Source organism: Bradyrhizobium sp. F1.13.3 (assembly GCF_040548265.1).
Taxonomy (GTDB): domain Bacteria; phylum Pseudomonadota; class Alphaproteobacteria; order Rhizobiales; family Xanthobacteraceae; genus Bradyrhizobium.
This window is the reverse complement of record NZ_JBEPRI010000001.1, coordinates 238,310-256,750: the sequence shown is the minus strand read 5'-3', so window position 1 is coordinate 256,750 and position 18,441 is coordinate 238,310. Positions and strand designations below refer to the sequence as shown.

Here is an 18,441-nt window from a genome sequence, read left to right as displayed (position 1 = left end):
TGATTGTCAATAAGGCAGACGCCAAACCTGCCATTTTCCGGACCGCCATACTAGTAAATGACCAGATTATTGACAATCCGAGCCTTCCCTGCTCCACAGGATGGACCGGGCAAGCGCCGGGAGGCGAGGGCATGTCCGACACTCACATCGCAGACGCCATGACGGTCCGGCGCGACGATCCGGACGACATCGTCGCGCGGCTCGAGGAGGACATCATCTTCGGCCGCCTCGCGCCCGGCGCGCGCCTGACCGAGGACGCGCTGATGTCGGCTTACGGCACCTCGCGGCACTTCGTGCGCCAGGCGCTGGTGGATGCGGAGCGCCGCGGCATCGTCCGCCGCGAGAAGAATGTCGGCGCTACCGTGCGGTTCTATTCGGCCGAAGAGGTCCGGCAGATCTACGAGGTCCGGGAGATGCTGACCCGGCAGGCGGCGCTGATGATCCCCCTGCCCGCACAGCAAGGTCTGATCGACGAGCTCTCCGCATTGCAACGGCAATATTGCGCGAGAGCGGATTTGCAGGACCTGCGCGGCATTCACGAAGCCAACGACGCCTTCCACCTCGCGCTGTTCTCGGCGTGCGGCAATCCCTATCTGGTGCGCTCGCTCCAGGACTACATGAACCTCACGCTGCCGATGCGCGCCAAGAACCTCGCCGACCGAGACGGCCTCGCGCAATCACGGCGCCAGCACGAGTTGATGATCGAGCTGTTGAAGGGCCGCGACAGCTGGGCGCTGGCCCAGCTCTGCGTCGATCATATGCAGTTCAGCAAGAAGGATTATCTGGCAAGGATCGCCGGCGAGGCTGAGCGCTAGCGCTCTTGTCCATCCGCCCGTGGCAGGTCAAAACGGGCGCTCAATATCGTCTCAGCAGGCCGCGCTCCACGCTGGTATCGCCATAGGCAGCGCAGGCGCCTTTCGGGTCTCTGATCAGGTCCGCCCGGACACGCCTGAACGCTTTGACGGCCGCGTCGGACACCTCGAGGCGGAATTTGCCGGGATCGGAGGTCTCGCCATCGCGGGCCTTGATGGCCGCCGCATAGGCGTCGATCATCGCCATCGCGGCATCCGTGCTGCCGAGAAGTCGGGCGCCGAGCTGGACACTGCCCGCACCATTGACCTCGTAGCCGACGCATCGTTGTTCGAGCACCGCGGACGCGGTGACAAGCTGGTCGAGAAACGTCGCCTCGGCGTCGCTGAGCATCGCGGCTCGCGCCGGGGCCGACATGATCAACGCGAGCAGTACGACGGCTGGCAATTTGATTTTCATTGTCCTGACTCGCGCTGCCGCAATCGAACCGTAATCGAGGCACCGGTTGCTGAAATGCGATCGCGCAGATCGAGAACCAAATGCCGAAGGCAAGGTTGACCTAGATCAATGGGCAGGGCGGCCAAGCCAAAGCTCAGCCCTTGCATGCGCTCGTTCTCAGTGAACCGAGGCACCGCGTCGAGATTGCCATCAAAACCTTTTGTCAACCCATCGAAATAGCGCGCCGTCGGAAATAGATAGGACCGGCGCCCAGCGGCGAATCGCACGTTCTTCCCCGTATTCCCTCCCGACTGAAATGCCATGACCGAACAAACCCTGACCGAGCCGATCGTGGAGACGCAGGAGCTATCCCGCGGCTTCTCGCGCTACCAGGCGATCCTCGTTGCGTTGCTGGCGCTGGTCCAGTTCACGATCATCATCGATTTCATGATCATGTCGCCGCTCGGCGCCATCATGATGCCGGCGCTCGATATATCGGCCGCTCAGTTCGGCGTGGCAGTCTCGGCCTATGCGTTCAGCGCGGGAATTTCCGGCATCCTGGCGGCCGGCTTTGCTGACCGGTTCGATCGCAAGCGGCTGCTGTTGTTCTTCTATGCCGGCTTTATCCTTGGCACGGCGCTGTGCGCGATCGCGCCCAACTATCATCTGTTGCTGCTGGGGCGGATCGTGACCGGCCTGTTCGGCGGCGTGATCGGCTCGGTCGTGCTCGCCATCGTGACCGATCTGTTTACGCTGCAATTGCGCGGCCGCGTCATGGGTTTCGTGCAAACCGCCTTCGCCGCAAGCCAGGTGCTGGGCATCCCGGCCGGTCTTTTCCTCGCCAACCAGTGGAACTGGCACGTCGCGTTCGGCGCACTGGTCGGCCTGTCGGTGATCGGGATGGTCGCCGTGATGTTCCTGATGAAGCCGGTGAACGGCCATCTCGGGCTGAAGCAGGATAGAAATCCGTTCCGGCATCTGATCGCGACGGTCTCGCAGCCGCGCTATTGGATGGCGTTTTCGGTAACGACCCTGCTGGCGACCGGCGGCTACATGCTGATGCCGTTCGGCAGCGCCTACACCGTGCACAATCTCGGCATCGACATCGTGCATCTGCCGACGATCTATCTCGTCTCCGGCCTGTTCAGCATTGTCATCGGACCATTGGTGGGACGCGCGAGCGATGCCTTCGGCAAATACCCCACCTTCGTCTTCGGCAGCGCGATGTCCATCGTCACGGTGCTGATCTACACCCATCTCGGCGAGGTGAGCCTGACGGTCGCGATCCTGGTCAACGTCCTGATGTTCGTCGGCATCTTCTCCCGCATGATTCCGTCGCAGGCGCTGATTTCCGCAATCCCCGAGCCGGCGCAACGCGGCTCCTTCAGCGCGGTCGGCGCGTCGCTGCAACAGCTCTCCGGCGGGCTCGGCTCCGTACTCGCCGCCGCGCTCATTGCGCAAGAGGCCGACGGTACGCTCCGGCATTTCGACCGGCTGGGATACGTCGTCGTGACGACGGCGGTGATTTCCCTGATCCTGATGTATTTCGTGCAGCGGCCCATCGCGGCCCAGGCCGGCAAACGCGTGGTCTAGGGCGTCGACCCCGACGCCCTAGATTTGCGAATACGCCTTACCGCTTGGTCCAATCGATGATGCGACTTGTGTCGCCGTCGAACTCGTTGCTGCAGAACGCGCCGCCCTGATAGTAATCGCCGACCGGATCGGGCTTCAGCTTGGCCTGCTCCGCCATCGCATGCGCCACGTGGTCCTCGGAGCGCCCCGTCGGGCGGTAGCCGAACTCGTAGGCGCGGTGGTTGTCCCACCAGGCGCGCTCGTTCAGGGACACGCCGTAGAACACCTCGAAATGAATGTCGGGATGCTCGAGCCCGATCTGGCAGAGCTGCACCAGGTCTTCCGGCTTCAGCCAGATCGAGATGCGGCGAAGGTCCAGCGGCACGTCGCCGAAATTGCCAATACGAAGGCAAGTCACCTTCAGGCCATGCTTGTCGGCATAGAGCGCGCCGACCGCTTCGCCGAACACCTTGCTGACGCCATAGCGGCCGTCGGGGCGCGGGGTCACGTCGGTGCCGATCTTGTGGTGGCGCGGATAGAATCCGACGGCATGGTTCGAGGAGGCGAACACCACGCGCTTGACGCCCTTGCGATACGCCGCCTCGAACAGATTGTAGCCGCCGATGATGTTGGCCTGGAGGATGTCGTCCCAGGGGCCTTCGACCGAATAGCCGCCGAAATGGATGATGCCGTCGACGCCCTCGCAGATCGCCTCGCACTGCGCCAAGTCAGAGAGGTCCGCCGCCTTGAATTGCTCGTTGGGGCCGAGATCGGCCGGCGGGCGGATGTCGCTGAGCAGCAGGTCCGGATAGATCGGCGGCAACAGTTGTCGCAAACGCGTTCCAATCCCGCCCGAAGCTCCCGTCATCAAAATGCGCGGCATGTCTGTCCTCGTATGTAGCGACCGATTTGCGGCCGTAGATATCTGATGCTAGCAGACTTGGACAGAGGGAACGCAACAACGAGAATTGCACATGAACGATGCATCGTCCCAGAACCAAGGATCGCAGCAAGGCTGGCGGCCGGCGACCTATTACCCCGATCCAGCGATCCGCGCCCTCGACCCCCGCTTCGAAAAATACTGGCTGAAACTCTCGGCGGTGGAGCGGCTGACGACCGGCCTGCGCTGGGCCGAGGGTCCAGTGTGGTTCGGCGATGGTCGTTACCTCTTGTGCAGCGACATCCCCAACCAGCGCATTGTCAAATGGGAAGAGGAGACCGGCGCCGTCAGTGTGTTCCGCAAACCCTCCAATTTCGCCAACGGCAACACCAGGGATCGCCAGGGCCGGCTCGTCACCTGCGAGCACGGCGGGCGCCGCGTGACCCGCACCGAATATGACGGCAGCATCACCGTGCTGATGGACTCGTTCGGCGGCAAGCAGCTCAACTCGCCGAACGACGTCGTGGTGAAGTCCGACGGCGCGGTCTGGTTCACCGATCCCACCTTCGGCCTGCTCGGCAATTACGAGGGCTACAAGGCCGAGCCCGAGATCGAGCCGAACGTCTTCAGGCTCGATCCCGCGACCGGCAAGGCGACCATCGTTGCCGAAGGCGTGCTCGGGCCGAACGGGCTGTGCTTCTCGCCGGACGAGAAAGTCCTCTACGTCGTGGAATCACGCGGCGTGCCGAACCGCAAGATCCTCGCCTATGACGTCTCGGCGGATGGCACCACGATCTCGAACAAGCGCGTCCACATCGACGCGGGTCCGGGCACGCCTGATGGCATGCGCTGCGACATCGACGGCAATCTCTGGTGCGGCTGGGGCATGGGCGATCCCGAGCTCGACGGCGTGGTGGTGTTCGCGCCCGACGGCGTCATGATCGGCCGCATCGCGCTGCCCGAGCGCTGCGCCAACCTCTGCTTCGGCGGCGTCAAGCGCAACCGCCTGTTCATGGCGGCGAGCCAGTCGATCTACGCGCTGTATGTGAACACGCAGGGCGCGGTGGGGGGATAGTTCTTCCTCCGTCACGTCTCTCGTCATTGCGAGCGAAGCGAAGCAATCCAGAATCTTTCCGCGGAGGCAGCCTGGATTGTTTCGTCGCTACGCTCCTCGCAATGACGAAAGATAGAACAAAAACGCCGGAGCGGTTTCCCGCTCCGGCGTCATGTTTACCAAGGCGCTAAAACCTACGCCGCGTTGAAGCCCGCAACCGCCTTCACTTCGAGGAAATCCTCGAGGCCGTACTTGCCCCACTCGCGGCCGTTGCCGGACTGCTTGTAGCCGCCGAACGGCGCAGAGCGGTCGTTGGGCACGCCCTGCAGATTGACGTTGCCGGCGCGGATCTGACGACCGACGCGCTTGGCGTCCTCGACGGACGCACCGGTGACGTAGCCGGCAAGCCCATAGGGCGTGTCGTTGGCGATGTGCACGGCCTCGGCTTCGTCCTTGGCGCCGATGATGGTCAGCACCGGTCCGAAGATCTCTTCACGCGCAATCGTCATGTCGGGGGTGACGTCGGCGAAGATGGTCGGGCGGACATAGAAGCCCTTGTTGACGCCCTCGGGCAGGCCCGGGCCGCCGGACACGAGCGTTGCGCCCTCGTCGATGCCCTTCTTGATCAGGCCCTGGATCTTGTCCCACTGACCGCGGTTGACGACCGGACCGATGGTGGTGCCTTCGGCACGCGGATCGCCCGCCTTGGTCTTGTCGGCGACGGCCTTCGCGATCGCGGCGACTTCCTTCATCTTCGAAGCCGGCACGATCATGCGCGAGGGCGCGTTGCAGGACTGGCCGGAGTTGTTGAACATGTGCATCACGCCGCCGGTCACCGCCTTCGTGAGGTCGGCGCCTTCGAGGATGACGTTCGGCGACTTGCCACCGAGCTCCTGGCTGACGCGCTTCACGGTCGGTGCCGCACGCTTGGCCACGTCGATACCGGCGCGGGTCGAGCCGGTGAACGAGATCATGTCGATGTCGGGATGCTCGCTCATGGCAGCGCCGACCTCGGGGCCGAGACCGTTGACGAGGTTGAACACGCCCTTCGGCACGCCGGCTTCATGGAGGATTTCCGCGAAGATCAGCGCCGAGGTCGGGGTGAACTCCGACGGCTTCAGGATCATGGTGCAGCCGGCGGCGAGCGCGGGCGCGACCTTGCAGGCGATCTGGTTGAGCGGCCAGTTCCAGGGCGTGATCATGCCGACCACGCCGACCGGCTCACGCAGCACCATGGCGGTGCCGACCGGTTCCTCGAAATGATAGTTCTTGAGTACGTCGAGCGTGGTCATGAGGTGGCCAAGGCCGGCGCCGGCCTGCAGCTTTTCGGCCATCGGCAGCGGCGCACCCATTTCGTCGGAGACGGCGGCACCGATCTCCTTGAGACGGCCCTTGTAGATCTCGATGACCTTCGTGAGCAGCGCGACGCGCTCGTCACGGCTGGTCTGGGAGAACGTCACGAACGCGCGCTTGGCAGCGGCAACGGCTTTGTCAACGTCGGCCTTGGAGCCCAGCGCAACCTCATACATCGCCTCTTCCGTCGCCGGATTGACCACGGCGGTGGACTTCTTGACGGCGGGATCGACCCAGGCGCCGTCGATGTAGAATTGCATGCGATTGACCATAGTGAACCTCTTCTTGGGGGCTTGGGGGGCGTTTCGGCAGGCATCCTTGCACGAAAGCGCCGGCAATTGAACCCGCCATATGCGGGGCCAGCGTTGCGGCGGACGGAGGTTATATGAGCCGATGGCGGGAGCGAGGCAAGGTGGCCATGGACGTCGTCCTGGCGAAAGCCAGGACCCATTACCACAGGGGCCAATTAGTTTGCTCTGGCGTCTGCCGCCTGCAACAACTGCCGCGGCGTATGGGTCCTGGCCCCCCGTGCGCAATTGCGCTAGGCCAGGACGACGACAGAGAACTACACCGCCATCTTCCGATGCAGCACCGGCGCGCCGGTGGTGAGGCTTTCGGCCGCATCGATGATGGCGTTGGCGTCGATGCCGTGGTGGCGGTAGAGGTCGGCGATCGTGCCGGTCTGGCCGAACTGCTCGACGCCGAGCGCCTCGACGCGATGGCCGCGGACGCTGCCGAGCCAGCCGAGCGCCGCCGGATGGCCGTCGATCACGGTCACGATGCCGCAGTCGCGCGGCAGCGGCGCGAGCAGTTTTTCGATGTGGCTGAGATGCTGCACGCCGCGCCGATCACGGCGCAATTTCCGTGCGGCGGTCCATCCCGCATGCAGACGATCTGCGGACGTGATCGCGAGCAGGCCGATGTCGCGCCGGCTCTCGCCGATGAAGCCGGTCGCCTCGATCGCTTCCGGCGCAACGGCGCCGGTATAGGCGATGACGGCTTCGGCATTGGGGCCCGGCTTGCGCAGCCAATAGGCGCCGTCGGTGATACCCTGTGCGAGCTCCGGCGTCATGATCCGCTGCGCCTGCTCGATGCTGCGCGTCGAGAGCCGCAGATAGACCGAGCCGCCCTCGCCCGGATCGCGCTGCATGTGGTTGAAGCCCCAACCCATGATCACGGCGAGTTCGTCGACGAAGGCCGGCTCGAACGAGGCGAGGCCGTCCTGCGCCATGCCGATCAAAGGCGTTGCGATCGACTGATGCGCGCCGCCTTCGGGCGCGAGCGTGATGCCCGATGGCGTCGCCGCCACCATGAAGCGGGCATCCTGGTAACAGGCGTAGTTCAGCGCATCGAGACCGCGTTCGATGAAGGGATCGTACAACGTGCCGACCGGCAGCAGCCGCTCGCCGTTGATCTGGTGCGACAGGCCCAGCGCCGAGAGCATGATGAAGAGGTTCATCTCGGCGATGCCGAGCTCGAGATGCTGGCCCTTGGGCGAGAAGTCCCAGTTGAAGGTGGACGGAATTTTCTCGCTGCGGAATAAGTCCGCCTTCTCGCCGCGCGCAAACAGGCCGCGCCGGTTCACCCACGGACCGAGATTGGTCGAGACGGTGACGTCAGGCGATGTTGTCACGATGCGTCTGGCGAGCTCGCTGTCACCGCGCGCGATCTCGTTCAGCACCAGCCCAAAACCCTGCTGGGTCGACATCTGCGGCGCCGGCTTGAAGGCGAGCTGCGACGGCACCTCGATCACAGGCGCGGTGAGCCGACGGCCGTCCTGGTTGAACGGCACGCTCGCGAGGAAGGCGTCGAGCTCGGCGGCACCTTGCGCAAGGCCCTCGTATCTGTCCCATTCGTGTCCGGGCCGGATGTTCTGGCTGTCGCGATATTTCTCCATCTGCGCGACCGTCATCAGGCCGGCGTGGTTGTCCTTGTGGCCCTGGAACGGCAGGCCGACGCCCTTGATGGTGTAGGCGATGAAGCAGACTGGGCGATCGTGATCGATGGATTCGAAGGCGTCCAGCATGCTCGCCATGTCATGGCCGCCGAGGTTCGACATCAGCGCGAGCAACTCCTCGTCGCTGCGCTTGTCGATCAGCTTGGTGATCGGTCCCTGATCGCCGATCTCATCATGGAGATGTTTTCGGAACGCCGCGCCGCCCTGGAAACACAATGCGGCGTAGAGCGCGTTCGGGCAATTGTCGATCCAGCGCTTCAACGCCTCGCCGCCAGCTTCCGCAAAGGCCTCGCGCATCAGGCGGCCGTACTTCACGATCACCACGTCCCAGCCGAAATTGCGGAACACGGTCTCGAACTTTTCCCAGAGACCTTCGCGGACGACGGCATCGAGCGACTGCCTGTTGTAGTCGACGACCCACCAGGTGTTGCGCAGGCCGTGCTTCCAGCCTTCCGCCAGCGCCTCGAAGATGTTGCCCTCGTCCATCTCGGCGTCGCCGACCAGCGCAATCATGCGCCCCTCGCGGCGTTCCTTCATCCAGCCATGCGCCTTGACGTAGTCCTGCACCAGCGAGGCGAACAGCGTCTGCGCGACGCCGAGGCCGACCGAGCCGGTGGAGAAATCGACGTCGTCGACGTCCTTGGTGCGCGAGGGATAGGACTGCGCGCCCTTGAAGCCACGAAAATTCTCCAGCTTCTCGCGGCTCTGCCGGCCGAACAGATACTGGATGGCGTGGAACACCGGGCTCGCATGCGGCTTCACCGCGACGCGATCTTCGGGTTTCAGGACGTGGAAATACAGCGCCGACATGATGGTGGCGAGCGAGGCCGACGAGGCCTGATGTCCGCCGACCTTGAGGCCGTCCGCATTCGCGCGGACGTGGTTGGCGTGATGGATGGTCCATGACGACAGCCACAGCGCCTTGCGGGCGAGCGCGGTCAATGTGTCGAGGCGGGCGGTATCGACGGGCATGGCAATGCTCCCGGAAAACAGGTGCCCGATGATACCCCTGCGGGAAGCGCCAAACTTCTCAATTTTTCGCGCAATACCGACCAATATTGGGATACCTTACCAATCAGCTGCCAAAAACGACAGGTTCATCCTAATGCCCGATCTCGACGCCATCGACCGAAAAATCCTCGCTCTGCTCCAGACCGACAGCCGGCTGACCATGCAGGAACTCGCCGACAAGGTCGGGCTGTCGGTGTCGCCGTGCCATCGCCGGGTCAAACTGCTCGAGGAACGCGGCGTCATCTCGCGCTACATCGCGACCGTCGATCAGAAGGCGCTGGGGCTGCATGTCAGCGTCTTCATCTCGATCAAGCTGGCGCGGCAGAAGGAGGAGGATCTCAACCGCTTCGCGCGCGCGATCTCGAAATGGGAGGAGGTGCTGGAATGCTATCTGATGACGGGCAACCGCGACTATCTCTTGCGCGTCGTCGCGGCCGACCTCGCTTCCTACGAGACTTTCTTGAAGACCAAGCTGACCCGGCTCGACGGCATCGCCTCGATCGAATCAAGCTTTGCGCTCAGCCAGGTGAAATATTCGATCGCGCTGCCGGTGTAAGGCATCACCGCCACGGCTGCACGATGATCTTGGTGTGGACTTCAGGATTGGCGAGATCGGCGAAAGCCTTTGCGACGCCGTCGATGCCGACTTCCGCCGTCACCATCGCCGCGGCATCCACCTGCCCTTCCGCGATCAGGCGCAATGAGGCTGCGAATTCGTCCGGCGTATAGCCGAGCACATACTGGACATTGAGCTCCTTCATGATGCCGAGCATGGGCTCGCTCTTGTCAGTCTCCATGCAGACGCCGACCACGACGATCCTGGCATCGCGCGGCGCGCCTTCGAACACCTGCTGCAAAAGACCAGGTACGCCGACGCATTCGAAGATGATCGCGGGCTTCAGCGCGGGCAGCATCGCCTGCAACGGCGGCCGCGCCGCCTTCTCCGCATCCGACATCTGCGCATGCTCGGCCCAGGTCGCATAGGGCTGCGACACCCTTGGATCCACGACGATATCGGCGCCGAGTTTTGCCGCAAGCGCGCGCCGCGCCGGCGAATAGTCGGCCGCGACGATCGGATGCAGGCCTTTGAGCTTCAGCGCCGCAATCACCGCGAGCCCGACCGGGCCGCAGCCGATCACGAGCGGCACCTCGCCGCCTCGGATGTTGGCCTTGGCGACCGCATGAACGCCGACCGCGAGCGGTTCGGTGAGCGCGGCATGCTCCGGCGCGAGACCGTTGGGCACCTCGAGCAGCAGCGCTTCGCTCAGCAGCATCGCCTCGGCATAGCCGCCGACATTGTCGTTGGAATAGCCGATGCCCTCGATGCCTTGCGGCGTCACCAGGGCCGGCAGCGAGCAGACGCGCGTGCCCGGCTTGAGCTTGCGCGCAGTCCCCGGGCCGAAGTCGACGATCTCGCAGCAGAACTCGTGGCCGAACACGACGTCGCGGGTCAGGTCCATCGGCTTGCGCCCGGTCTTCCGCGCCATCTCCACCATGCGATGGGCGTGCTGGCGCGCGTGCAGGTCAGAACCGCAGATGCCGCAGGCGAGCGTCTTGACCAGAACCTGGCCGGGGCCGGGCTTTGGCTCGGCCATCCGTTCGACGACAATCTCACCGTTCCTGAAAATCGCAGCGCGCATCCGGCTCCTCCCGTCTTGTTAGAGCCGTTGATAGCACGAAGCGGACGCGCGAACTTGCGTCAGGGGTTCGGGGAGCGCTCTTCCATGATCAGGAGCTGGGCGCGGCGGATGCGCTCGCGATGGGCGATGTAGAGGCCGCTTGCGACGATGAAGGCCGCGCCGGTGACGGTCCAGACATCAGGCACTTCGCCGAACAGGAAGAAGCCCAAAATGCTGACCCACAGCAATTGCGTATACGAGAACGGCGCCAGCACCGAGGCATCGCCGTAGCGATAGGCCAGCACGATGATCCACTGGCCGACGGTGGAGGCGACGCCGATCACGATGCCGAGCCCGATCGCGGTCCAGGTCGGCGTGACCCAGATGAACGGTACCATCAGAGAAAGGATCGCAACGCCTGTCAGCGCCGAATAGGCCATCGTGGTGAGGACAGCTTCACGCCCGCTCATCATGCGCGTCAGGATCAGTGCCGCAGCCCAGCAGAACGCCGAGACGATCGGGAAGAACGCGGCGGCGTGAAACGCGCTGGAGCCCGGGCGCAGGATGATCAGCACGCCCGTCAGGCCGATCGCGGTCGCGATCCAGCGGCGCATGCCGACCTTCTCGCTCAGGAAGACGATCGAGAGCGCGGTGACGAACAGCGGCGAGACGAAGCCGGTCGCGGACGCTTCCGCGATCGGCAGGAAACTCAGGCCGGTGATGAAGAACAGCGAAGAGCCGAGCAATGCCGCGCCGCGCATCAGCTGCAGGCCGAGACGCTCGGTGCGCATGGCATGAAGCGGCGAGCCTGGCAGCATCACCGGCGTGAACATCAGCGCGAACGTCACGAAGCGGATCCAGGTGATCTCGATCGACGGCAGGCTCGACGACAGATATTTCGCGGTGACATCGGAGCAACCGAGAAAGATCGTCGACAGCAGCACCAGCGCGATGCCCTTGAAGGGATGATCGACGCGCGCCGGCGCGCGGCGCGCCTGCGGCTGCTTTTCGGGCATGGACATGGGAATACTGTCGAGCCTTGCGGCTGCGGCGGGCGGCGGGGTCACGGCTGGAACCTAGGAATGCGAATCGGGAATGATCGTAAAAAACGATAATTGCGCCGCTTTCACAACTTCCGAAAACAGGATGCCGATATGCGCTCACGTCCGCGCGCGTCAAGACTCCATTAATAATAGGCGTTTGTGCACTACAGCATGGGCAGTCCGCGCGGCTTCGGACCGCGCGGAAACGCCGCATCGAGCGCCGCGACCTCGTCTTTCGTCAGGACGAGATCGCCGGCCGCGGCATTTTCGCCGGCATGTTCCGCGGACGACGCCTTCGGAATCGTGAACACCGTAGTCGCACGGGTGAGGAAGCTCAGCGCGACCTGACGCGGCGTCGCGCGACGCGCCTCAGCGATGCGCGCCAGCACCGCGCCGCCCTTGCTGTTGCTCGCGGGGAAATCGTCGTGGCCGAACGGCGAATAGGCGACCACGGCGACACCATGCTGTTCGCACCACGGGATCACCGCGTGCTCGATCGCGCGTTCCTTCAGATGATAGAGCACCTGATTGCAGGCGATGCGGCCTTCGCCGGCGGCGTCGAGCATCTCGTCGAGATCGTCGGCGTCGAAATTGGAGACGCCCCAGGATTTGATCTTGCCGGCCTTCACCAGTTCCTCGAACGCGGCGACGGTGTCCTCCAGCGGATACGAGCCGCGCCAGTGAAGCAGATAGCAATCGAGCCGATCAGTCTTCAGCCGCTTCAGCGAGCGCTCACAGGCGGTGATGGTTCCGCGGCGCGAGGCGTTGCTCGGCAGCACCTTTGACACGAGGAACACCTCGTCGCGTCGGCCCGCGATCGCATCGGCGATGACGAGCTCGGCATCGCCATACATCTCGGCGGTGTCGATGTGGGTCATGCCGAGATCGAGCCCGCGCTGCAGCGCCGTGACCGCGCGCTTGCGGTCGCCATGGTCGAGATACCAGGTGCCCTGCCCGATGACGGAGACGCTATCGCCCGTTTTGCCGAAAGGTTTCGTGTTCATGTTTGCTCCGATACCGCTCGTTCGCTCAGGCAACCGCCATCGAGCTCAAGAGTTCAATACGCCGATGTCAGCGACCAATACGCTACCGGTTGCAGACTCCGTGATGTAGAGCCGATCTTTGTCCGCGCCTCCAATTGCGACATTGGTGCAATTCGGCCCTGCACACGACTTGACCCGCGCAACCAATTCGCCGTTGGGCGCGAACACGAAGACATGGCCGAGCGAGGCGTGACCGACGAACAGCCGGCCCTTGGCATCCATGGTCATGCCATCCGGGCCGCTGGTGCCGAACAGCGAGCAGAAGCGGCCGACCTTCGACACGCTGCCGTCCTTCATGAACGGCAACCGCCACACCGCGTTGTCGCGCGTCATCGCGACGAACAGCACGGTCTCGGTTGGATCGAGCACCAGACCATTCGGGCTGATACCGGTGTTAACAAGGCAATCGAGCCGGCCGCTTTGCGTCAGGCGATAGACGCGGCCGCTGGGGTCATGCAGCCCGGTCTGCCCCTGGTCGGTGAAATAGATGTCGCCGTTGGAAGCGAGATGCAAATCGTTGCAGCCGCGGAATGATTCCGAATTGCGCGCCGTCAGCACCGGCGCCATGCGCCCTGCCTTGGCGTCGAACTCCATGATGCCGTGCCTGTAGTCGGCGACCAGGATACGGCCGTCGGCCGCGATCTTCAGTCCGTTCGGCCAGCCCTCATATTCAATCGCCAGCGACCACTCGCCATCAGGCGCGATGCGGAAGATGCGGCCGAAGGGAATGTCGACGATGTAGAGATTGCCATCCCTGTCAAACGACGGCCCCTCGATGAAGGAGTCCGTCGGCACACCCGGCCGGTTGGCATCGGCCCAATCCGTCCGCTCGCCCTTGCGGCGGAATTTGTCGGGCATGACGGAGAAGAGCCTGGTTTCGATCAGGCGCGGCGGCGTTTCCAGGTACATCATTGTTGTTTTTGTCGTTGTTGATGGGAGAGCGCGGCACCATAGGGCACAATGGGACGTGCGTCGATTGGGCCGAGGCATAGCGCCCCGGCCTCGCTGTCATTCCCCGCGACCCGGCTACGCCAAGGCTTCGCCGGGTTGAGGTCCAGGGGCGCCGAAGCTTTAGCGTAGGCGTCAAGCGGGGAATCCAGTACGCCGTGGCCTCTCCGCTGGATCACAGGCGTCTCGGCGTACTGGATCGCCCGGTCAAGCCGGGCGATGACGCGGAGTATGCGGCGACGACCGAGAAAGTCGCGCCTACCCCGCCGCGCCAGCGAGCTTGGCCTGCTTTGCCGGTGCCACCTCCGTCGTCGCGATCAGGCGCTTCAGCTCGGGGATGCAGGAGCCGCAATTGGTGCCGGCCTTAAGCTTTGCGCCGATCTCGGCGGCTGTGCGCGCGCCTGCGGCGATGGTGTCGCAGATGGTGCCGCGGCCGACGCCGAAGCAGGCGCAGACGACAGGCCCGGTCGAGGCGGCGCCTTCGCTCGATTTGCCGGACAACAGCATGCGCCGCTGCTCGTCGGTGACATGGTCGGCCACGAACAGGCTCTTCACCACCTCCCAGTCGCCGGCATCATGCGCGGGGCCGACGAACAGACAGGTCTCGATGCGATCGCCATCAAACGATGCCGCGCGGTAGACGCCGCCGCCGAAGTCGCGATAGTCGGCGACGTCCTCGCCCGCAATGCCACCGAGCCAAGCCGGCCAGCGCGACAGGTCCGCATTGTCGGCGAAGAGATAGCCGAAGCCGCCGGCAACAGTGACGCGGGTCCACATCAGGTTCGGCGGCAGCTCCAGCTGCTTGCGCGACAACGCAAAGCCGCGGAAGACGTATTCATAAGGCGAAATCGCCGCCGGTGTCGCCTTGGACTCCGGCTGCCCCGAGAACGGATCGGTGAACGGTGCGACCAGCGCCCCGACGCGACCGTGCGAGGCGTTCATCGCACTCCAGTGGATCGGCGCGAACAGCGTGCCGCGCTGCTGGCGCTCACTGACGACGACCTTGAGGGTGCACTGGCCGTAGTCGGTGGTGATGCGGGCATAGCCGTCATGGACGATGTTGTATTTGTTGGCGTCATCGGGATGAATCTCGACGAACGGCTCAGGCAGATGTGCGCCGAGCCGCTGGCTGAGGCCCGTGCGCGTCATGGTGTGCCACTGGTCGCGGATCCGCCCGGTGTTGAGCCGCAGCGGCCGCGATGGTCCGATCTCGCCACGCAGCGCCGGCACTTCCGGCGCGACGAAGCGGCCCTTGCCGTCGTTGGTGAAGAAGCCGCCGGCCGCGAAGAAGCGCTCCCCGGGCGCCCCGCCTTCACGTGCGGGCCACTGCACGGGCTTCAGGGCGTCGAAGGCGTCGTCGGAGAGCGAGGTCAGCGCGCCGATATCGAAGTCGCGGCTACCATCGTTCTCGAACGCCGAGAGCGCGGCGTGCTCGCGGAAGATGTCGGCGGCGGATTTGTAGCCAAAACTGTCGCCGAAGCCGAGGCGGTTTGCGGTTTCGCTCAGGATCCACCAGTCCGGCCGCGCCTCGCCGGGCGCCGGCAGGAACGAGCGCTGGCGCGAGATGCGGCGCTCGGAATTGGTCACGGTGCCCGACTTCTCGCCCCAGGCGAGCGCGGGCAGCAGCACGTGCGGACCGGCATCGACGGTGTCGTTGGAGAGCACGTTCTCGGAGACCACGAACAGCTCGAGCTTCTTCAGCGCCTCGCGCACGAAATCCGCGTCGGGCAGCGACACTGCGGGGTTGGTGCCCATCACCCACAGCGCCTTGACCTCGCCGCGGTTGATGGCTTCGAACAGCTGCACCGCCTTCAACCCTTCATGGGTGGCGATGCGCGGCGCCTTCCAGAACCGCCGCACGCGATCGATGTCCGGCGGCGTGAAGTTCATGTGTGCGGCGAGCTGGTTGGCGAGGCCGCCGACCTCGCGGCCGCCCATCGCGTTGGGCTGGCCGGTGAGCGAGAACGGCGAGGCGCCGGGCTTGCCGATGCGGCCCGTGGCGAGATGGCAGTTCAGGATCGCATTGACCTTGTCGGTGCCCTGCGCCGACTGATTGACACCTTGCGAGTACAGCGTGACGACGCGGGGCGTGTCACGGAACATCTTGAAGAAGGTGGCAACGTCCTGCTCGGAAAGGCCCGTGGCGAGTGCGGTCGCGGTGACGCCGCCGGCGATGCTGCGTGCGCGCGCCAGCGCGTCGTCAAAGCCCGACGTGTTTTGCGCGATGTAGTCCTGATCCAAAGCACCATTGTCGGCAAGGTAAACGAACAGGCCGGAGAACAGCGCCGTGTCGGTGCCGGGCTTGAGGCCCAGGAACAGATCGACGTCGGTCGCGGTGTCGGTGCGGCGCGGATCGATCACGATCATGCGGGCGCCGCGCTCCCCACGGTTCTTCAACATGCGCTGGAACAGCACGGGATGGCACCAGGCGGCATTCGAGCCGACGAACACCAGAAGATCGGCCTGGTCGAGATCCTCGTAGCAACCGGGCACGGTGTCGGCGCCGAAGGCGCGGCGGTGACCGGCGACCGAGGACGACATGCAAAGCCGCGAATTGGTGTCGACGTTCGCCGTCCCGACAAAGCCCTTCATCAGCTTGTTGGCGACGTAGTAGTCCTCGGTCAGGAGCTGGCCGGAGAGATAGAATGCGACCGCGTCGGCGCCGTCGCGCGCGACGATGTGCTGCATGCGGTGGGCGACGTGATCGAGCGCATCGCTCCAGGCGACTCGTTCGAGCACGCCCTTGCAGCGGATCATCGGATAGAGCAGCCGGCTTTCCAACCCGACGGTCTCGCCCAGCGCCGAGCCCTTGGAGCACAGCCGGCCGAAATTGGCTGGATGATCGGGATCGCCCGCGATCGCCGCGCCGCCCTTGCCGTCTGGCGTCGCCAGCACGCCGCAGCCGACGCCGCAATACGGACAGGTCGTCTTGGTGGCGCGGAGCGTGGGATCGATCGCCGTCATATCAAGCCGCCTCTATCAAGCCGCTTTGGAGGGACGCGCGAGTGCGCGGCCGAACATCATGTCGGCGCGGATGGCCGCCACCTTTTCGCGGTTGCGGATCAGCTCGAGATACCAGAGCGCATCGACGGTATCGCCAATCAGCAGGGCGCCTGTGAGCCGGCCCTCGGCGATGACGAGTTTCTTGTAGGTGCCGCACCTGCGGTCTGACAGCACGAGGCTCTCGCTGCCCTCCCCGCCCATGAAGTCGCCGGCGGAGAATACGCTGACTCCCGACACCTTCAGATTGGTCGAGACCACGCTGCCCTGATAGGCCGCGGGACGGCCGGAGAGATGCCGCGCCAGCACGCGCGCCTGTTCGTAGGCAGGCTCGACGAGGCCGTAGCAGGTGCCGCGATGCTCGGCGCATTCGCCGAGCGCGTAGATATCGGGTGACGCCGTCTGCATCTCGTCGTTGACGACGATGCCGCGGTTGACTGCGATGCCGGCGTCCTTTGCGAGCGCGATGTTGGGCCTGATGCCGGCGGCGAAGATCACCGCATCGGCCTCGATGCGGCTGCCATCGGCAAGCTCGACCGCTTCGACATGGTCCTCGCCGAGGATGCGGGCTGTGGATGCATTGAGCAGGATGCGAATGCCCTTGCGCTCGACCAGCGTCTTGAGCAGGTCGGCGGCCGGCGCATCGAGCTGGCGCTCCATCAGCCGGTCCATCAGGTGCAGCAGCGTCACGGGCGCTCCGGCCTTGGCGAGGCCGTACGCCGCTTCGAGACCAAGCAGACCACCGCCGACCACGACGACGCGCTTCCTGGCGGCCGCAAGCGTCAGCAGCAGATCGACGTCGCGGGTGTCGCGGAAGGTGTGCACGCCGACGAGATCGGCGCCCGGTACGTTGAGCCGCAGCGGCGTCGAGCCGACGGCGAGCACGAGCTTGGAATATTCCATGCTCTCTTCGCCTTCGATCTTGAGCTCGCGTCGGCCGGTGTCGATCTCGCTGACGCGATAGCCGTAGCGCACAGTGACGCCGCGATGGCGCCACCAGTCCGCGGGCCGGAGCTCGATCTCGTGCGAGCCGGTCTCGCCGGCCAGCACCGAGGAGAGCAGAACGCGGTTGTAAGCGAGCCGCGGCTCTTCGCCGATCACAGCGACCGCGTAGCGGCCGAGCGCGGTCTTGGCGAGCTCGTCGACCAGACGCGCGGCCGCCATACCGTTTCCGACGATGACCAGCGGTTCACTCACAACGCATCTCCTATTCGGCAGCCTGCGGCTGTGCGCCGTAGGCCTCGGAAATCATGTAGCCGGACAACACGCCGTAGGCGTCGGTCCAGGCGGTCGCGAGTTCGGGCGTCCAGGCCTCGCCGAGCCCCTTCTCCAGGGTCCACAGCAAGGTCGCGCCGACCACGGGGTAGTGCTCGGCCTTGGCGCCGTAGCCGACGTGACGCTTCGCAAGCGCCGAGGCCGCGGGAAGAATCGAGTCCAGGTTCGATAGGCCGCCGACGACGGCGGCGAGCATGCCCATCAGCTTCTTGCGCTGCTCGGTCATGTCCTCGGGAAACATCGCGCGCACGGATGGCGCCACCTCGAACAGGCGATCGTAGAACAGCACCGCGGCCTGCGCGGAAATCGGCGCGATCTTGGCAAAGCTCTGCTGGACGAGGGTGATCTGTTCTGGCGTCATGATGTTCTCCTGCCTGTTGGGTTTGCCTTGGTGCGCGCCATTGCGAACCAGGTTCATTGTCAAACTGTCGGGCAATG

Annotated in this window: 16 protein-coding genes; 4 read left to right on the top strand and 12 right to left on the bottom strand. The window is 64.7% G+C overall.

Features of this window, described 5'->3' with window-relative positions:
* Window positions 1-131: 131 nt before the first annotated feature.
* Window positions 132-815 carry a GntR family transcriptional regulator gene (locus ABIB66_RS01230; RefSeq protein ID WP_354207167.1) on the top strand — a complete coding sequence of 228 codons (684 nt, stop codon included), beginning with the start codon at window positions 132-134 and terminating at the stop codon, window positions 813-815.
* Between the two features lie 40 nt (window positions 816-855).
* Here ABIB66_RS01230 and ABIB66_RS01225 read toward each other — a convergent pair whose 3' ends face one another.
* The gene (locus tag ABIB66_RS01225) at window positions 856-1,269 is read right to left on the bottom strand and encodes a hypothetical protein (RefSeq protein ID WP_354207169.1); all 414 of its coding nucleotides are present in this window, start codon (window positions 1,267-1,269) and stop codon (window positions 856-858) included.
* Complete coding sequence (locus ABIB66_RS01220; protein WP_354254038.1) at window positions 1,266-1,571, bottom strand: hypothetical protein; 306 nt, start codon at window positions 1,569-1,571, stop codon at window positions 1,266-1,268. The genes ABIB66_RS01225 and ABIB66_RS01220 overlap by 4 nt, the downstream gene beginning before the upstream one ends.
* Between ABIB66_RS01220 and ABIB66_RS01215 the strand changes: the two genes are divergently transcribed.
* Entirely contained in the window at window positions 1,570-2,841 is a 1,272-nt protein-coding gene (locus ABIB66_RS01215; protein ID WP_354254036.1) for an MFS transporter, read from the top strand. The two genes, ABIB66_RS01220 and ABIB66_RS01215, sit on opposite strands and share 2 nt — an antisense overlap.
* 37 nt (window positions 2,842-2,878) lie before the next feature.
* On the opposite strand, the gene ABIB66_RS01210 is transcribed toward ABIB66_RS01215, so the two are convergent.
* A complete protein-coding gene (locus ABIB66_RS01210) occupies window positions 2,879-3,703 on the bottom strand; it encodes an NAD-dependent epimerase/dehydratase family protein (RefSeq protein ID WP_354207175.1) in 825 nt (274 codons plus the stop codon).
* Between the two features lie 91 nt (window positions 3,704-3,794).
* Between ABIB66_RS01210 and ABIB66_RS01205 the strand changes: the two genes are divergently transcribed.
* Window positions 3,795-4,775, top strand: a complete 981-nt coding sequence (locus tag ABIB66_RS01205; protein WP_354207177.1) for an SMP-30/gluconolactonase/LRE family protein — start codon at window positions 3,795-3,797, stop codon at window positions 4,773-4,775.
* Window positions 4,776-4,948: 173 nt separating this feature from the next.
* Here the strand turns inward: ABIB66_RS01205 and ABIB66_RS01200 are convergent, their stop codons facing one another.
* On the bottom strand, window positions 4,949-6,379 hold the full coding sequence (locus tag ABIB66_RS01200) for an aldehyde dehydrogenase family protein (RefSeq protein ID WP_018457078.1): 1,431 nt from the start codon (window positions 6,377-6,379) through the stop codon (window positions 4,949-4,951).
* Between the two features lie 293 nt (window positions 6,380-6,672).
* On the bottom strand, window positions 6,673-9,036 hold the full coding sequence (locus ABIB66_RS01195) for a thiamine pyrophosphate-binding protein (RefSeq protein WP_354207180.1): 2,364 nt from the start codon (window positions 9,034-9,036) through the stop codon (window positions 6,673-6,675).
* 133 nt (window positions 9,037-9,169) lie between these two features.
* Here ABIB66_RS01195 and ABIB66_RS01190 point away from each other — a divergent pair, with 133 nt between their 5' ends.
* Window positions 9,170-9,631, top strand: coding sequence for an Lrp/AsnC family transcriptional regulator (locus tag ABIB66_RS01190; protein ID WP_354056585.1), 462 nt, complete (start codon window positions 9,170-9,172; stop codon window positions 9,629-9,631).
* Between the two features lie 4 nt (window positions 9,632-9,635).
* Here the strand turns inward: ABIB66_RS01190 and ABIB66_RS01185 are convergent, their stop codons facing one another.
* The 7 genes from ABIB66_RS01185 to ABIB66_RS01155 form a co-directional block, all read right to left on the bottom strand.
* On the bottom strand, window positions 9,636-10,715 hold the full coding sequence (locus ABIB66_RS01185) for a zinc-binding dehydrogenase (RefSeq protein WP_354207182.1): 1,080 nt from the start codon (window positions 10,713-10,715) through the stop codon (window positions 9,636-9,638).
* A 59-nt stretch (window positions 10,716-10,774) separates the two neighbouring features.
* The gene (locus ABIB66_RS01180) at window positions 10,775-11,716 is read right to left on the bottom strand and encodes a DMT family transporter (RefSeq protein WP_354207184.1); all 942 of its coding nucleotides are present in this window, start codon (window positions 11,714-11,716) and stop codon (window positions 10,775-10,777) included.
* A 185-nt stretch (window positions 11,717-11,901) separates the two neighbouring features.
* Complete coding sequence (locus ABIB66_RS01175) at window positions 11,902-12,741, bottom strand: aldo/keto reductase (protein WP_354207186.1); 840 nt, start codon at window positions 12,739-12,741, stop codon at window positions 11,902-11,904.
* A gap of 45 nt (window positions 12,742-12,786) precedes the next feature.
* Window positions 12,787-13,689: an SMP-30/gluconolactonase/LRE family protein gene (locus ABIB66_RS01170; protein ID WP_354207350.1), complete on the bottom strand. Its 903-nt coding sequence runs from the start codon at window positions 13,687-13,689 to the stop codon at window positions 12,787-12,789.
* A 297-nt stretch (window positions 13,690-13,986) separates the two neighbouring features.
* Window positions 13,987-16,692 (bottom strand): nitrate reductase, encoded by a 2,706-nt coding sequence (locus ABIB66_RS01165; protein ID WP_354207188.1) that lies wholly within the window; start codon window positions 16,690-16,692, stop codon window positions 13,987-13,989.
* 15 nt (window positions 16,693-16,707) lie between these two features.
* A complete protein-coding gene (locus tag ABIB66_RS01160; protein WP_354207190.1) occupies window positions 16,708-17,925 on the bottom strand; it encodes an NAD(P)/FAD-dependent oxidoreductase in 1,218 nt (405 codons plus the stop codon).
* Window positions 17,926-17,935: 10 nt separating this feature from the next.
* Complete coding sequence (locus ABIB66_RS01155) at window positions 17,936-18,364, bottom strand: globin family protein (RefSeq protein WP_354207192.1); 429 nt, start codon at window positions 18,362-18,364, stop codon at window positions 17,936-17,938.
* Window positions 18,365-18,441 lie beyond the last annotated feature (77 nt).

Excerpts from the sequence above, each read along its gene's own strand:
- ABIB66_RS01225 (WP_354207169.1), bottom strand. The coding sequence starts at position 1,269 with ATGAAAATCAAATTGCCAGCCGTCGTACTGCTCGCGTTGATCATGTCG.
- ABIB66_RS01170 (WP_354207350.1), bottom strand. The coding sequence starts at position 13,689 with ATGTACCTGGAAACGCCGCCGCGCCTGATCGAAACCAGGCTCTTCTCC.
- ABIB66_RS01205 (WP_354207177.1), top strand. The coding sequence starts at position 3,795 with ATGAACGATGCATCGTCCCAGAACCAAGGATCGCAGCAAGGCTGGCGG.
- ABIB66_RS01230 (WP_354207167.1), top strand. The coding sequence starts at position 132 with ATGTCCGACACTCACATCGCAGACGCCATGACGGTCCGGCGCGACGAT.
- ABIB66_RS01155 (WP_354207192.1), bottom strand. The coding sequence starts at position 18,364 with ATGACGCCAGAACAGATCACCCTCGTCCAGCAGAGCTTTGCCAAGATC.
- ABIB66_RS01185 (WP_354207182.1), bottom strand. The coding sequence starts at position 10,715 with ATGCGCGCTGCGATTTTCAGGAACGGTGAGATTGTCGTCGAACGGATG.
- ABIB66_RS01175 (WP_354207186.1), bottom strand. The coding sequence starts at position 12,741 with ATGAACACGAAACCTTTCGGCAAAACGGGCGATAGCGTCTCCGTCATC.
- ABIB66_RS01210 (WP_354207175.1), bottom strand. The coding sequence starts at position 3,703 with ATGCCGCGCATTTTGATGACGGGAGCTTCGGGCGGGATTGGAACGCGT.
- ABIB66_RS01200 (WP_018457078.1), bottom strand. The coding sequence starts at position 6,379 with ATGGTCAATCGCATGCAATTCTACATCGACGGCGCCTGGGTCGATCCC.
- ABIB66_RS01190 (WP_354056585.1), top strand. The coding sequence starts at position 9,170 with ATGCCCGATCTCGACGCCATCGACCGAAAAATCCTCGCTCTGCTCCAG.
- ABIB66_RS01195 (WP_354207180.1), bottom strand. The coding sequence starts at position 9,036 with ATGCCCGTCGATACCGCCCGCCTCGACACATTGACCGCGCTCGCCCGC.
- ABIB66_RS01165 (WP_354207188.1), bottom strand. The coding sequence starts at position 16,692 with ATGACGGCGATCGATCCCACGCTCCGCGCCACCAAGACGACCTGTCCG.
- ABIB66_RS01215 (WP_354254036.1), top strand. The coding sequence starts at position 1,570 with ATGACCGAACAAACCCTGACCGAGCCGATCGTGGAGACGCAGGAGCTA.
- ABIB66_RS01220 (WP_354254038.1), bottom strand. The coding sequence starts at position 1,571 with ATGGCATTTCAGTCGGGAGGGAATACGGGGAAGAACGTGCGATTCGCC.
- ABIB66_RS01180 (WP_354207184.1), bottom strand. The coding sequence starts at position 11,716 with ATGTCCATGCCCGAAAAGCAGCCGCAGGCGCGCCGCGCGCCGGCGCGC.